Here is a 14,826-nt window from a genome sequence, read left to right as displayed (position 1 = left end):
GTTCACCGAACGCATGAGCCCTGACCGAATAACCAGCATGGTTACGGCGTGATCAGGAGGGGCCTCAACGGCAGTGCGCACGATACGCGCTCCAAGTCGACGCCGGCCGCTCCCAAAGCTTCCGAAACGCGGTTGTTCCGGCCGGTGTCATCGCACCAGTCGAGGTTGTAGGGCAGCGCCGTCACCAACGCCTTGCCGGCCGCAGTATCGGACGGGACCCTGAATGTATAAGTAAAGCCGCCGGCGTCGTTCATCGGGGCGGTTTCGTGAATGACTTCCGCGCCGGAAGCATCTGTCACGATCACTTCGATTTGGGCATCGCGCCCGTAGCGCGGGTCGCAGCCGGCGCCCGGCGCTGACACCGTCACGACCTGCCCTGGACTCGCCTCCGCGGGACTCACCGCATACTCCGGCGGGAGACACGGCGGAGCCTCGAGCCCGGGTATAACCCCGCACCCCGCCATGGGTCCGGCCAGAATCGCTGCACCCACGATAGCCGGAACGGCACCCCGCAATGTTCTGCCGCCCGCACCGCGGCTCCCGCCTCGCGACATCCGACCCCGCGGGCCGCCGACACCCAGCAACTCCCCCACCCGCCGCGGCATGTCAGCCGGATGTCCCGCCGAGTTCTTCCACGATTATGTCCCGCAGGACCGCCGCCTGGTTGTGGATCTCATCCTTGGCGCCGTAGAGCAGGCAGAGCTTGGGGTGTTCGCGGGCCAGATCCAGGAGGCGCTTGAGCGCCTCGGAGCCGTCCAACTCCTTTCGGTAGGCCACCGTAAACGCTTCGAACTTCTCGGGCTGGTGGCTGAACTCCTTGCGCAGCTCGGCTGACGTTCCCGCTTCCTTCAGCCAGAGGTCCAGGCCGGCCTCGTCCTTCTTGATGCCGCGGGGCCAGATCCGGTCTACCAGCACCCGGTAGCCGTCGCCGTCGTCGGCCGGTTCATAGACCCGTTTGATGTGAACGTCCGTCATAGCCGCATGCTACGCGAGCCGGGCCGGGGCAGATAGGTTGCACCGCCGTCGTACGAATCAGCAGTTCGGGCGGCGGGACAGCGCGGATCGGCGAAGAGAGGGCGGGCCGCAGGTAGGTCCAGGGCACGAAAGGGAGCACCGCCGTCGCGAATCTTCATTCCGTGCCCGGCATGAAAGAATGGCCAGCATGGCAGAACATACCCCGGGCACAGACACGCCCGTTTCCGTAAACGTTCCCGACAAGCCCGCCCTCGAAGGCCTTGAGGACGCCCTGACCCGGCGCTGGCGCGGGGAAGGAACCTACAAGTTCAACCCCGAGACCACGCGGGAGCAGGTCTACTCGATCGACACTCCCCCGCCGACGGCGTCCGGCTCGCTGCATGTGGGACACATGTTCTCCTACACCCAGACCGACGTGCTGGCCCGCTACAAGCGGATGCGCGGCATGAACGTGTTCTACCCGATGGGTTGGGACGACAACGGCCTGCCCACCGAGCGCCGCGTGCAGAACTTCTACGGCGTGCGCTGCGACCCGTCGGTGCCGTACAACCCGGACTACCAGCCGCCGGCCACGCCGGCGAAGAACCAGCGCGATTTCGACGTCGTCTCACGCCGGAACTTCATTGAGCTTTGCGAGACCCTGGCGGTGGAGGACGAGAAGGTTTTCGAGAACCTCTTCAGCACGCTGGGCCTCTCCGTGGACTGGGACCTGACCTACCGGACCATCGACGACGTATCCCGCTCCGTCTCGCAGCGCGCCTTCCTGTCCAACCTGACCGACGGCGACGCCTACATGGCCGAAGCCCCCACGCTCTGGGACGTCACCTTCCGCACCGCCGTGGCGCAGGCCGAGCTTGAGGACCGGGAGATGCCCGGCGCCTACTACCGCTATGCCTTCGAGACGGCCGACGGCGAGAAGGTCCACATCGAGACCACCCGCCCCGAGCTGCTGCCGGCCTGCGTGGCACTCGTGGCCCACCCGGACGACGAGCGTTACCAGAAGCTGTTCGGTACCACCGTGAAGTCCCCGCTGTTCGGCGTGGAGGTGGAGGTCAAGGCGCACCCGCTGGCCAAGCCGGAGAAGGGCGCCGGCATCGCCATGGTCTGCACCTTCGGCGACCTGACCGATGTCACCTGGTGGCGCGAGCTGCAGCTGCCCACCCGTTCGATCGTGGGCCGCGACGGCCGGATTGTGGCCGAGACGCCGGAGTGGATCACCACCGAATCCGGCAAGGCGAACTACGCCGAGCTGGCCGGCAAGACCGTATTTTCCGCCAAGGAGAAGGTCGTGGAGCTGCTGGCAGCCGCCGGCGAGCTGGACGGCGAGCCGAAGAAGATGACCCACCCGGTCAACTTCTACGAAAAGGGCGACAAGCCGCTGGAAGTCGTCACATCACGCCAGTGGTACATCCGCAACGGCGGCCGTGACGAGGACCGGCGCGAACGATTGATCGGCCGTGGCCGGGAAATCGACTTCCACCCGGCGTTTATGCGCTCGCGCTACGAAAACTGGATCGAAGGCCTTAACGGCGACTGGCTGGTCTCCCGGCAGCGCTTCTTCGGCGTGCCAATCCCCGTCTGGTATCCGCTGGATGCTTCCGGCAACCCGGACTATGACAACCCGGTGCTGCCGAGCGACGAGATGCTGCCGGTCGATCCGGCCGCCGAGCCCGCCCCGGGCTACGAGGAGTCACAGCGCAACCAGCCCGGCGGCTTCATCGGCGACGCCGATGTGCTGGACACCTGGGCCACCTCGTCGCTGACGCCGCAGATCGTGGGCAAGTGGAGCCGGGACGAGGCGTTCTTCAACAACGTCTTCCCGTTCGACGTGCGCCCGCAGGGACACGACATCATCCGCACGTGGCTGTTCTCCACCGCGGTGCGCGCCGACGCGCTCAATGGCTGCGCGCCGTGGAAGCACGCGGCGCTCTCCGGCTGGATCCTGGACCCGGACCGCAAGAAGATGTCCAAGTCCAAGGGCAACGTGGTGGTCCCCACCGACGTGCTGGAGCAGTTCGGTGCCGACGCGGTGCGCTACTGGGCGGCCTCCGCCAAGCTCGGCGCGGATACCGCCTACGAAGTCGCGCAGATGAAGATCGGCCGCCGGCTGGCCATCAAGCTGCTCAACGCCTCCAAGTTCGTGCTGAACCTGGGCGCCACGGAAGCATCGGTGATTGCCGACGACGCCGCCGTGGTCACCAACCCCTTGGACATCTCGCTGCTGGGCCAGCTGGCCGATGTAGTGGAAACCGCCACCGCGGCGTTCGAGAAGTACGACCACGCCCGGGCGCTGCAGGTCACCGAGAGCTTCTTCTGGTCCTTCACCGACGACTACGTGGAACTGATCAAGGACCGCGCCTACGGTGCCGCCGGCCAGGCGGAGCAGGACTCGGTCCTGGCCACGCTCGCCACCACGCTGGACGCGCTGCTGCGCCTGTTCGCGCCGTTCCTGCCCTTCGCCACCGAAGAGGTCTGGAGCTGGTGGCGCGCCGGTTCCGTGCACCGCGCTGAATGGCCGACGACGGCGGGGCTCGCCTCGGTCGCCTCGGCCGCCGACAAGGGCCTGCTGGGCACCGTCGGACTCGCGCTGGGCGGCATCCGCAAGGCCAAGTCGGAAGCCAAGGTCAAGCAGCGCACCGAAGTGCTCACCGCGACCATCAGCGGTTCGGCTGCCCAGATTGCGCAGCTGGAAGCCGGGCTGGGTGACCTGAAGGCCGCCGGCAACGCCCGCGAGGTCATGCTGGCAGAGGCCGAGGGCGAGCTGACCGTCACCAAGGTGGAGCTTGCTGCCGCGGAGGCTCCGGCCGAGTAGCGGAGTCTCTTCCGGTCGTGGAGGCTCGGGCCGGGTAGCTGCTCGCAGAGCCGCTATCGGAGCCGTTATCGGAGCCGTTAACGAGGGGAAGCCCCATCAGCGTTTACGCAGTTGGTGGGGCTTCGACTCGTTGATCCAAAGGTGACGGCTTTGGGTCTCGCGAACTCCTTGGATTTTCAGGTCTTCCTAGCCTCGTCACTGGCTGGCAGTTTGTGGAGCTAGTCCACTACTTGTCACTGAATCTTTGGTGTTCGGTCCCGCATCTTTTGGCGGATGCGTATAGATATATATACTCCTGCGCAAGCCGACACGCCATAGCTGTGCGGAAATATTTTCCGGTTGGCTATGGCGTGTCGGCTAGGAGCCGGTGGTCGGCCGGGAACGAGTCCGGCTGACCGATAACGTGTCCGGCGAAACCGATCAGTCGAATTCGGGGCTGGTGGTCCGCGAACGCTTGATCTCGTAGAAATACGGGAAGTCGGCCAGCGCCACGGCGCCGTCGAAGATCTTGCCGGCGTCCTCGCCGCGCGGAATCCGGGTCATCACCGGTCCGAAGAAGGCGGTGCCGTTGAAGGCCACCACCGGCGTGCCGACCTCGTCGCCGACCTTGGAGATGCCTTCCTCATGGCTGGTGCGCAGCTGCTCGTCGTACTCGTCCGACGTGGCAAAGCGGGCCAGGTCCGCGGGCAGTCCGACCTCTTCCAGTGCCGCGGCGGTGACGGACTCGTAGTCCTTGTTGCCGCCGTTATGGATCCGGGTGCCCATCGCCTCGTAGAGCTTGCCCACGTAGGCCTCGCCGTGCAGTTCCTGAGCGGCGATGATCACGCGCACCGGGCCCCAGGCCTTCTTCAGGAACTCCTTGTACTCATCCGGCAGCTCATCGCGGCCGTCGTTGAGCACGGCCAGGCTCATCACATGCCATTCGACCTTGACGTCGCGGACCTTCTCCACCTCCAGAATCCAGCGGGAAGTGATCCAGGCGAACGGGCAGGCCGGGTCGAACCAGAAGTCAACGGTGGACGGTGCGGCGTTTTCAGACATATGGTCAGTGCTCCTTCATGGTGCCGGTTATAGATGCTGTTCTGCGTAACTGCGCGGGCTGAGGTTTTGTTCCACCTGCCTCACGGCGGACAGCTTGTGCACCGCAGCGAGTTGCGCCGCAGTGTGTTACCCCGCAGCGAGTTGCACCGCAGACGTTTGCGCAGCCCGCTATTGCGGGGCACCTATGGCCGCAGGAATGGCCGGTCAGGCGGAGTCGCGGCGGCGGAGGGCTTCCACGTCGCGCGGGATCAGCGTGGGTTCGGCCCCGTCCAGCACCGTCGCCGCCGTGATCACGGCGGTGGCAATGTCCTCGCGGCCGGGCAGGTCGAACATGATCGGCTGCAGCGTCTCTTCCATGATCGCGCGCAGTCCGCGGGCACCGGTCCCCCGCTCCAAGGCAAGGTCCGCCACAGCCTCCAAAGCGTCCTCCTCGAAGGCCAATTCCACGCCGTCCAGCTGGAACATCTTCTGGTACTGCCGGAGCAGCGCGTTCTTCGGTTCAGTGAGGATTTTGATCAGCGCCGGCTTATCCAAATCGGCCACCGTGGTGATCACCGGCAGGCGGCCGATGAACTCCGGAATCAGCCCGAACTTGAGCAAGTCCTCGGGCATGACCTCGCCGTAGCTGTCCTGCTGCCGCGCGGTGTCCCGCAGCGGTGCGCCGAAACCGAGGCCCTTGCGCCCCGCCCGCGAGCCGATGATCTCCTCCAGCCCGGCAAAGGCGCCGGCAACAATGAAGAGGATGTTGGTGGTGTCGATCTGCAGGAACTCCTGCTGCGGGTTCTTCCGTCCGCCCTGCGGCGGCACCGAGGCCACTGTGCCTTCCAAAATCTTCAGCAGCGCCTGCTGCACGCCCTCGCCGGAAACGTCGCGGGTGATCGACGGGCCCTCACTCTTGCGGGTGACCTTGTCGATCTCGTCGATGTAGATGATGCCCTGCTCGGCCTTCTTAATGTCGTGGTCGGCGGCCTGGATCAGCTTCAGCAGGATGTTCTCCACGTCCTCGCCCACATAACCGGCCTCGGTCAGAGACGTCGCGTCCGCCACCGCGAAGGGAACGTTCAACTGGCGCGCCAGCGTCTGGGCCAGATACGTCTTGCCGCAGCCGGTGGGGCCGATCAACAGCACGTTGGACTTGGAGATCTCCACGTCCTGCAGGTCGCCGGCGGCGGTCAACGCAGCGTTGCCCGGGGCGGCATGGCCGGTCCGGATGCGCTTGTAGTGGTTGTAGACCGCCACCGCCAGCGCACGCTTGGCCGGCTCCTGGCCGATCACGTATTCCTGCAGGAACCCGAAAATCTCCCGCGGTTTCGGCAGCTCCAGCAGTTCAGTTGCGGCCGCCCCAGCACCGAACTCTTCCTCCAGCAGCTCGTTGCACAGCCCAACACATTCGTCGCAAATGTAGACGCCGCCGCCGGCGATCAGCTTCTTGACCTGCTTCTGGCTCTTCCCGCAGAACGAGCAGGTGAGAAGCTCCGCGCTTCCGGCGGTCCGGGCCATAATGTATCCCCTTGTCTGGTCCTCGTGCGTCGTCCGGTGGTCGTCTGTATGCGGTGCGTCAGGCCGACTTGTTCCGCCGCTTGGCCACCACATCGTGGGAAATCAGCGTCGGTTCGGCCTTGTTCAGCACCACGTCTGCAGTGATCACCACAGAGGCGATATCTTCGCGGCTGGGGAGGTCGAACATGACGGGCTGAAGGGTCTCTTCGATGATCGCCCGGAGCCCACGCGCACCGGTCCCCCGCTCCAGCGCCAGATCCGCCACCGCTTCCAGCGCTTCCTGCTCGAAGTTCAGTTCCACGCCATCCAGCTGGAACATCTTCTGGTACTGCCGCAGCAGCGCATTCTTCGGTTCGGTCAGGATCTTGATCAGTGCCGGGCGGTCCAAGTTGGACACCGTGGTGATCACCGGCAGGCGGCCGATGAATTCCGGAATCAGCCCGAACTTCAGCAGGTCCTCGGGCATGACCTCGCCGTAGCTGTCCTTTTCCGCTGCCGCATCCTTGAGCGGGGCGCCGAAGCCGATGCCCTTGCGGCCGGCCCGTGATCCGATGATCTCCTCCAGCCCGGCGAAGGCACCGGCCACGATGAACAGCACGTTGGTGGTGTCGATCTGGATGAATTCCTGGTGCGGGTGCTTCCGTCCGCCCTGCGGGGGAACCGAGGCCACGGTTCCCTCCAAAATTTTCAGGAGTGCCTGCTGGACGCCTTCGCCCGACACGTCGCGAGTAATCGACGGGTTCTCGCTCTTGCGGGAGATCTTGTCGATCTCGTCGATGTAGATGATGCCCTGTTCGGCCTTCTTGACGTCATAGTCGGCGGCCTGGATCAGTTTGAGCAGGATGTTTTCCACATCCTCGCCCACGTAGCCGGCTTCGGTCAGGGCGGTGGCGTCGGCGACCGCGAAGGGAACGTTCAGCCGGCGGGCCAGGGTCTGGGCCAGATAGGTCTTGCCGCAGCCGGTGGGGCCGATCAGCAGGATGTTGGACTTGGAGACTTCCACGTCCTCCAGCGGGCTGGCATCGGAGAGGTTTGCGGTCCCCTTGGGCGCATGGCCGGACTGGATGCGCTTGTAGTGGTTGTACACCGCTACAGCCAGCGCTCGTTTGGCCGGCTCCTGGCCGATCACGTATTCCTGCAGGAAGTCGAAGATTTCGCGGGGCTTGGGCAGTTCGAAGGAGCCCAGGTCCGAGACCTCGGCCAGCTCCTCTTCGATGATCTCGTTGCACAGCTCAATGCACTCATCGCAGATGTACACGCCTGGGCCGGCGATCAGCTTCCTGACCTGTTTCTGGCTCTTGCCGCAGAAAGAGCACTTGAGCAGGTCAGCGCTCTCACCTATGCGAGCCATATCCGTCCCCTTACTTGTCCTACGTCGGCACCTGCCGCGGCGTCCGAGCTGTCCAACCCCGCTACAAGGTGCTGCGTTGAGCAGAGTTGGTGCTGCGCTGCCGAAGCTGGCTGACACCAACTCTAATTCACTGCGCCGACAGTTTCAGTAACCACACTGCCCGTGGTGCGATATGACGCGCCACGGGCAGTGAAAGCAATCCGGCAATCTTACCTGTTATTACTTGGTGATCGCCGGCTTGTTGATCTTCCGGGAGTCGAGCACCTGGTCAATCAGCCCGTATTCCAGGGCACCGTCGGCGGTCAGGATCTTGTCGCGCTCGATGTCCTTGTTGACCTGTGCCGCGTCCTTGCCCGAGTGCATGGCCAGCGCGTTCTCCAGCCATTCGCGCATCCGCATGACCTCGTCGGCCTGGATCTGCAGGTCGGAAGCCTGGCCGCGTTCGCCGCCGCCAAGCGCCGGCTGGTGGATCAGCACGCGCGCGTTCGGCAGGGCCAAACGCTTACCCGGCGTCCCGGCGGCCAGCAGTACAGCAGCAGCACTGGCCGCCTGGCCCAGGCACACGGTCTGGATCTCCGGGCGGATGTACTGCATGGTGTCGTAGATCGCGGTCATCGCGGTGAACGAGCCACCCGGCGAGTTGATGTACAGCGTGATGTCGCGGTCCGGGTCGGTGGACTCAAGCACCAGCAGCTGGGCCATGATGTCGTCGGCCGACGCGTCGTCCACCTGGACACCCAGGAAGATGATGCGGTCCTCGAACAGCTTGGTGTAAGGATCCTGGCGCTTGAAGCCGTACGGCGTGCGCTCCTCGAACTGGGGCAGCACATAGCGGCTCTGCGGCATGTTCGCGGCGTAACCGCCGGCAGCGGCACCGAAGTTGTAGTCCATGAGATTCTCCTGCTTGTATTCGGGTCGGTGGCGCGTGGGCTCAGGATTCCGTCGTCGAGGCGGAGTCGCTTTGCGTCCCGCCACCGCCGGTGACGCCGCCGGCGTGGGCGGAGATCTTGTCGAAGAACCCGTAAGCCAGGCCCTCCTCGGCCGTGAACCACTTGTCGCGGTCGTTGTCGATCAGGATCTGTTCGACCGTCTGTCCGGTCTGCTCGGCGGTCAGCTCGGCCATGACCTGCTTCATGTGCAGGATCAGCTCGGCCTGGATCCGGATGTCCGAGGCCGTGCCGCCGATGCCGCCGGAAGGCTGGTGCATCAGGATCCGCGCATGCGGAGTGGCATAGCGCTTGCCCTTGGTGCCCGAAGACAGCAGGAACTGGCCCATCGACGCCGCCAGGCCGGTAGCCACGGTGACCACGTCGTTCGGAATGAACTTCATGGTGTCGTAGATGGCCATACCGGCAGTCACCGAGCCGCCGGGCGAGTTGATGTAGAGGTAGATGTCCTTTTCCGGGTCCTCGGCCGAGAGCAGCAGCAGCTGCGAGCAGATGGCGTTGGCGTTCTCGTCCCGCACCTCGGAGCCGAGCCAGATGATGCGCTCTTTGAGCAGACGGTTGTAGATGTAATCTTCACGGCTAGCGGCCTCGACCGTAGCCATCATCGGAGTGGCGGATTCATTCGACATGCTGAAATACCTCTCGCTTCTTCCCCTGGGCCAAACCGTTATCCGGCGCCCCTCGGGTCGTTTACCTACTTGGACAGTAACGTGTTCGGCTGCCCGATTCCTCCCTGACAACGCACTGTTCGCTGACGGCGCATCAGGCCCGTGTTCTCGCGGGAAAAGCTCTGCCTGCAGCAGAATTACGACGCCGGAGCTTGCCTTCCGCAGCGCCGTTCACCGTGCGCTCGACTCACCTTTTCCAACGGCCTGAATCAAGCCGGCACCGCCGACGTGAGCCCCTCCCTTACCAGGCCCGGCACCGCCGTCGAGCACCGCCCGCCGAAGCCGCGCACCGCCGTCGTGCACCCCCGCCGAAGCCGCGCACCGCCGTCGAGCGCAGGGGTTAAAGCGGCGGACCGCCGTCGAGCGCAGGGGTTAAAGCGGCGGACCGCCGGTCCCTTGCGGGATTCCGGCGGTCCGTGGGGCAGTGTGCTGCCTACTTCTTCTCTGCCTCGGCGGCCTCTTCGGCTGCGTCGGTGTCCTCGATCGACTCGGTGTCGGCGGCGTCTGCTTCAGCTTCGCCGGCCTCGGCGTTGGCAGCTTCGGCTTCGGCAGCCTGAATCAGGTCCTCGACGTTCGGCTCTTCTTCGCCGGCCGGGCGGACAAAGTCGCTCAGGTCGACCTCGTTGCCGTTGGAGTCGGTGACCTTGGCCAGCTCGAGGACCTTGGCCAGGGCCTTGCGGCGGCGGACCTCGCCCACCATCATGCCGACCTGGCCGGACTGGTCCAGCAGCTGCGCGAACTGGTTCGGGTCCATGCCGTACTGGCCTGCGGAGGAAACGATGTAGTCGATCAGTTCGGCCTGGCTGACGCCCAGCTCTTCCTTGTCGGCCACGGCATCCAGCACGATTTCGTTCTGGAAGGCCTTCTCGGTGTTCTCGCGGACCTCGGCGCGGTGCTCCTCGGTGTCGTGGTCTTCACCGTGGCTGTTCTCCGGGCGGAAGTGCTGCTCCAGCTGCTCCTCGACGACGGATTCCGGCACCGGAACCTCAACCAGCTCCATGAGCTTGTCCAGCACCTTGTCGCGGGCCTCGATGCCCTGCTCCACAACCTTGGCGTCGGCAGCCTGCTTGGCCAGGTCTTCCTTCAGCTCGGCGATGGTGTCGAACTCGCTTGCCAGCTGGGCGAAGTCGTCGTCGGCCTCGGGCAGCTCGCGCTCCTTGACGGCCTTCAACTTCACCGTGACGGTGGCGTCCTGACCGGCGTGCTCGCCGCCGGCCAGCTTGGTCTCGAAGGTGGCGTCTTCGCCGGCGCTCAGGGCGGTGACGGCTTCGTCCAGGCCTTCGAGCATGGTGCCGGCGCCTACCTGGTAGGACAGGTCAGCGGCGGAATCAACCTCTTCGCCGTCCACCTTGGCGGACAGGTCCATGGTGATGAAGTCGTCGGCAGCGGCCGGACGGTCAACGGTCTTCAGCGTGCCGAAGCGGCCGCGCAGGTCGTCCAGTGCCTTCTGCACGTCTTCCTCGGAGGCCTCGGTGGCTTCCACGGTGACCTCGAGGCCGGCGTACTCGGGCAGCTCGATCTCGGGGCGGATGTCGACCTCAACGTGGAAGGCGAGCTGGCCTTCGGTGGCGGACGGGTCCGGAACCTCGGTGATTTCCACCTCGGGGCGGCTCAGCGGGCGAATGCCGGTCTCTTCGATGGCGCCCTGGTAGAAACCGTTCAGGCCCTCGTTGATAGCGGTCTCGATCACGTAGCCGCGGCCGACGCGCTGGTCGATCAGCTTGGCCGGAACCTTGCCCTTGCGAAAGCCGGGAACCTGGATCTGACCCGCGATGGTCTTGTACGCCGCGTCGATGCTGGGCTTGAGTTCCTCAAAGGGGACCTCAACGTTGAGCTTGACCCGGGTGGGGGTGAGGGTTTCGACAGCGCTCTTCACAGCGTTAGGACTCCTGATAGCTATAGGGGTTAAATCTGCACCAAGAATACAGAGTCGGGGCGACAGGACTCGAACCTGCGATCTCCTGCTCCCAAAGCAGGCGCGCTAGCCACTACGCTACGCCCCGTAGTGCACACGCAAGTCTACGGGCTATCCCGGCCTGCTGCACAATTACGTTCCGCGGAGCAGCTGCGCCGATAAAACCCTGGCACCGCTGCCGCTAACAGAAAAGGCGGCCCTACTGGACCGCCTCTCACTGCGAGGGGATGACGGGAATCGAACCCGCGTAATCAGTTTGGAAGACTGAGGCTCTACCATTGAGCTACATCCCCGAGGACGTTGAAACTTTAGCACGACGGCGGCCCCGTTCAACAAATCGGCCCGGCAGGCGATGCTGGCCTCTGCCCCAGCCGGTTCTTCCTTTAGGCTGCACGCAGACCCCGCCGCGGTGATCTTCCTGAGCTTCGTTGCTTAATCAATCTAGCCCCGTCCCGGCCCAACTTCGCATGCAGAGAAAATGCTTGAGGTCAGGGTTAGCCGCCACGCGCGGGGGTAATAATCGCCGAGGGCAGGGTCTAGCGTCGAGGGCAGGGCCTATATCCCCTGTCCTCGAAGACAAACCCTGCCCTCGCGGAAATTTGGAGTGGGCAACGTGGGAGCACCGGCCGGGTGGGCAACGCGAGTAAGCCGGCGGAGTGGGCAGGCGGGTGCACCGGCGAAGTGGGCGGCGCGGGTGCACCGGCGAAGTGGGCGGCGCGGGTGCACCGGCGAAGTGGGCGGCGCGGGTGCACCGGCGGGATGGGCAGCGCGGGTACACCGGCTGGGTGGGCAACGCGGGTGCACCGGCGGAGTGAGCAGTCCAGTAGCGGCCCTGCGACCCGCCGGTTAGCCCGGCCGGCCGCTACTGCCCGCGCGATCCGGTCAGGCCGGCTGGCAGGTGGGGCACCAGTAGAGCTTGCGGGCGGCCATGTCCGTCAGGGCCACGGGGTTGCCGCAGACCCGGCACGCCATGCCTTGCCGCTGGTACACGTAGTAGGCGTTGTCCGGCCAGACCGGCAGCACGCGTCCGGCCGGGTCGGTGTCCCGGTGTTCGGGCCGGGTGGTGATGATCTTGCCGTCGCGGACGCCGTCGCCCATCACGTCCACGATGTCCTCCCACAGCAGCCCGGCATCCTCCGGGGAGACCTGCTTGCCGGGCAGCCACGGACTGAGGCCACGGCGGAACAGTGTCTCGGCCCGGTAGATGTTGCCCACGCCGGCCACCACGTTCTGGTCCATCAGCAGTTGCCCCACGGCGGTGCGCTTGGCGGTCACCCGGCGAACAAACTCGTCGGCCCGGCTATCCACCTCCTGCACCGGACCAGCAGCCTTTCGAAGCGGGCTTGCTTCAACCTGCAGCGGGTCCGGTCCCAATTTGCCGGCGATGGCGGACGCTTCCTCGGGCGTGAGTACCTCGCAGGCGGTGGGGCCGCGGAGGTCCGCCCAGCCGTGGTCGGACACCAGCCGGACGCGCACCTGGCCCACCGGTTCCGGCGGCCCGTCGTACGCAACGGCATCACCGTCGTCGTACATTTCCCGCTCCCCCACCCGGCGTGGCGCGCCGATGCTGGAGGCCCCGCGGAACGTCTCATCCCCGCCGAAGCTCCACGCACCGTACAGGCCCAGGTGGACCCGGAGGACCAGTCCGTTGTCGAAGTCCAGGAACAACTGCTTGCCGTGTGCCCGGGCGGCCAGCAGCGTGGCCCCGTCGAGCCGGGCGGCGCCGGCGGCGAAGCGGCCCTGCGGGCTGGAGACGGCAAGCCGCTGCCCGGCGAAAACATCCTGGAACTGGCGGGCCAGGCGGTGGACCGAATGGCCTTCGGGCATGGTTAGGCCGGGACCTCGCCGGTGGTCTCGTAGGAGGCGATCTTGCCGATTCGGCGGGCATGGCGTTCGGCGTTGGAGAACGGCTCGGCCAGGAACGCCTCGATGATGGCGGTGGCTTCCTCCACGTTGTGCATGCGGCCGCCGACGGCCACAACGTTGGCGTCGTTGTGCTCGCGGGCCAACTTGGCGGTGTCCAGGTTCCAGGCCAGCGCAGCGCGGATGCCCTTGACCTTGTTCGCCGCGATCTGCTCACCGTTGCCGGAACCGCCCAGCACGATGCCCAGCGCTTCTACGCCCGCGGACTGGTCCGCCACCACGGCGAGGGCGGCGTTGATGCAGAACGAGGGGTAGTCGTCTTCGGCGTCGTACGCGGTGGGCCCGTGGTCGATAACCTCGTGGCCCTGGCCGGTCAGGTGCTCGATCAGGTGGTGGCTGAGGTCCAGGCCGGCGTGGTCGGTGGCAATGTGAACGCGCATGTACGGTCCTTCTGTGGCGTGCGGGGAGGGAGATTAGCGGCTTCCAGCCTACTGGAGGGGGCGCACCGATCCTGATTTGCGGCGGATTTACGACGCCGGTGCCCGCCTTGGCGGGGTTTCCTCCCCTGGCTGAGAACATCGACCCTGCAACCGCCTGCATTTGCCCCGGTCTCCCAAACCCTTCGTGGCCGGGCCGTGTTGCCGCTCGCAACGGCTGCTCACGGCGCGCACCGGCCCGTGCGGCAACGTCAGCGCCAGGATCCGGCGTTCACCGTCGCGGGTCTGTCCTCCCGGAGGCTTCCAGTCTGGCGTAGCCACCCAGCAGCCCGGCGAGCTGCTCTGCGTGCTCCAGAGTGTCGATGCTGTAAACGATGTCCATGCCTAGCTTGCGCCGGACTATCAGCGCCGGGCCGCTGCCGGTGATGAAGCCGACGCCATGGCCGCTGAGCCGGTAGCCCCAGCCGCCGTACTCCATCGCATTGATTTCGCGGACCTCCACCGAACGCACCTCGGCGGGACGCGTGGCCAGCATCCGCCAGAAACCGCCACCGTAAACCCGAATGCCGCTCGGGTCCACCACTACACGGCCCCGTAGGCAGACGACGAATGCTCCGAAAATAAGCGTAGCTGCCGGGATCAGGATCAGTAGCACGTGAGGGGCGCCGCTACAGCAACCACAGCCAGCAACGCCAATGGGACCAACAGCAGCAGGTTGAAGGCCCGGCCGGCCCTGATCGTCACCGTCATCGTGAGGCCGGAGGCGGCGGCATCAGCATTGGCATCGGTCGCCAACCGCGGGTCACCATCCGCAGCAGCGTCCGGTTGGCCCGGCGGCCGGTAGAGCCAACCGCAAGCCCAGGCCCACAGAACCCCTGCCACCGCACCTATGGCCAAGGTCGGCAGATGCATCGGGGCACCCATGGCGTGGGCACGGTCCGTCTGGCCTACCAGGCCAGCGAGCAGCATCGAGGTCAGCAATCCGCCCAGTCCGATGCCGCCGGCCAACATCCAGCGGCTTCCAGGTGCCTGCATCCCGCTCGCCACCGCTATGCCTGCCAACAGGCCAGTTACCAGGAGGAGGGCGAGCGACCCGGGGAGCACATGCAGCCAAAAGCTTCCAGTGCCGTCCACGACGCCGGCGGGTCCCCAGTGAATGCCAAGCGGATCCGGAAGCCTGTCTCGGAGCAGCAGTGCCCCGGCGATGTTGGCAGCGGCGTAGAAAACGGCCGTGCCCAGGCCTAGCCACAGTCCCAGCTTCTGGTCGCCCCGGTTCATCGCTCCCCGTCCTTGTGCATACTCACTGGACTGTAACTG

The 14,826-nt window shown here is 65.7% G+C and carries 13 protein-coding genes and 2 tRNA genes; 1 reads left to right on the top strand and 14 read right to left on the bottom strand.

Annotated elements, in window-relative coordinates; all coding sequences use genetic code 11:
* Positions 1 to 41 precede the first annotated feature (41 nt).
* Positions 42 to 368: a hypothetical protein gene (locus ACMX2H_RS02205; RefSeq protein WP_414958771.1), complete on the bottom strand. Its 327-nt coding sequence runs from the start codon at positions 366 to 368 to the stop codon at positions 42 to 44.
* A 238-nt stretch (positions 369 to 606) separates the two neighbouring features.
* Positions 607 to 975 (bottom strand): DUF488 domain-containing protein, encoded by a 369-nt coding sequence (locus ACMX2H_RS02200; RefSeq protein ID WP_414958770.1) that lies wholly within the window; start codon positions 973 to 975, stop codon positions 607 to 609.
* 187 nt (positions 976 to 1,162) lie between these two features.
* Here ACMX2H_RS02200 and valS point away from each other — a divergent pair, with 187 nt between their 5' ends.
* A complete protein-coding gene (gene valS / locus ACMX2H_RS02195; RefSeq protein ID WP_414958769.1) occupies positions 1,163 to 3,787 on the top strand; it encodes a valine--tRNA ligase in 2,625 nt (874 codons plus the stop codon).
* Between the two features lie 420 nt (positions 3,788 to 4,207).
* On the opposite strand, the gene ACMX2H_RS02190 is transcribed toward valS, so the two are convergent.
* From ACMX2H_RS02190 to ACMX2H_RS02135, 12 genes are all read right to left on the bottom strand, one after another.
* Complete coding sequence (locus tag ACMX2H_RS02190) at positions 4,208 to 4,828, bottom strand: mycothiol-dependent nitroreductase Rv2466c family protein (RefSeq protein WP_414958768.1); 621 nt, start codon at positions 4,826 to 4,828, stop codon at positions 4,208 to 4,210.
* 204 nt (positions 4,829 to 5,032) lie between these two features.
* Positions 5,033 to 6,328 carry an ATP-dependent Clp protease ATP-binding subunit ClpX gene (clpX, locus tag ACMX2H_RS02185; protein WP_414958767.1) on the bottom strand — a complete coding sequence of 432 codons (1,296 nt, stop codon included), beginning with the start codon at positions 6,326 to 6,328 and terminating at the stop codon, positions 5,033 to 5,035.
* 58 nt (positions 6,329 to 6,386) lie between these two features.
* On the bottom strand, positions 6,387 to 7,679 hold the full coding sequence (clpX, locus tag ACMX2H_RS02180; protein WP_414958766.1) for an ATP-dependent Clp protease ATP-binding subunit ClpX: 1,293 nt from the start codon (positions 7,677 to 7,679) through the stop codon (positions 6,387 to 6,389).
* Between the two features lie 219 nt (positions 7,680 to 7,898).
* Entirely contained in the window at positions 7,899 to 8,570 is a 672-nt protein-coding gene (locus tag ACMX2H_RS02175) for an ATP-dependent Clp protease proteolytic subunit (RefSeq protein WP_136785471.1), read from the bottom strand.
* 40 nt (positions 8,571 to 8,610) lie between these two features.
* On the bottom strand, positions 8,611 to 9,228 hold the full coding sequence (locus ACMX2H_RS02170; protein WP_127513857.1) for an ATP-dependent Clp protease proteolytic subunit: 618 nt from the start codon (positions 9,226 to 9,228) through the stop codon (positions 8,611 to 8,613).
* 499 nt (positions 9,229 to 9,727) lie between these two features.
* Positions 9,728 to 11,170, bottom strand: coding sequence for a trigger factor (tig, locus tag ACMX2H_RS02165; RefSeq protein ID WP_414958765.1), 1,443 nt, complete (start codon positions 11,168 to 11,170; stop codon positions 9,728 to 9,730).
* Between the two features lie 54 nt (positions 11,171 to 11,224).
* Positions 11,225 to 11,297 (bottom strand) — tRNA-Pro (locus ACMX2H_RS02160).
* A gap of 134 nt (positions 11,298 to 11,431) precedes the next feature.
* Positions 11,432 to 11,502, bottom strand: a tRNA-Gly gene (locus ACMX2H_RS02155).
* A 589-nt stretch (positions 11,503 to 12,091) separates the two neighbouring features.
* Positions 12,092 to 13,036, bottom strand: coding sequence for an Fpg/Nei family DNA glycosylase (locus tag ACMX2H_RS02150; protein WP_414958764.1), 945 nt, complete (start codon positions 13,034 to 13,036; stop codon positions 12,092 to 12,094).
* A 2-nt stretch (positions 13,037 to 13,038) separates the two neighbouring features.
* Positions 13,039 to 13,512 (bottom strand): ribose-5-phosphate isomerase, encoded by a 474-nt coding sequence (locus ACMX2H_RS02145; protein WP_414958763.1) that lies wholly within the window; start codon positions 13,510 to 13,512, stop codon positions 13,039 to 13,041.
* Positions 13,513 to 13,780: 268 nt separating this feature from the next.
* Complete coding sequence (locus ACMX2H_RS02140; protein ID WP_414958762.1) at positions 13,781 to 14,092, bottom strand: hypothetical protein; 312 nt, start codon at positions 14,090 to 14,092, stop codon at positions 13,781 to 13,783.
* 62 nt (positions 14,093 to 14,154) lie between these two features.
* Entirely contained in the window at positions 14,155 to 14,787 is a 633-nt protein-coding gene (locus tag ACMX2H_RS02135) for a hypothetical protein (RefSeq protein WP_414958761.1), read from the bottom strand.
* Positions 14,788 to 14,826 lie beyond the last annotated feature (39 nt).

Origin of the sequence: Arthrobacter sulfonylureivorans (assembly GCF_047607445.1) — a bacterium.
Taxonomy (GTDB): domain Bacteria; phylum Actinomycetota; class Actinomycetes; order Actinomycetales; family Micrococcaceae; genus Crystallibacter; species Crystallibacter sulfonylureivorans_A.
This window is presented reverse-complemented; position numbering and strand designations above follow the sequence as displayed.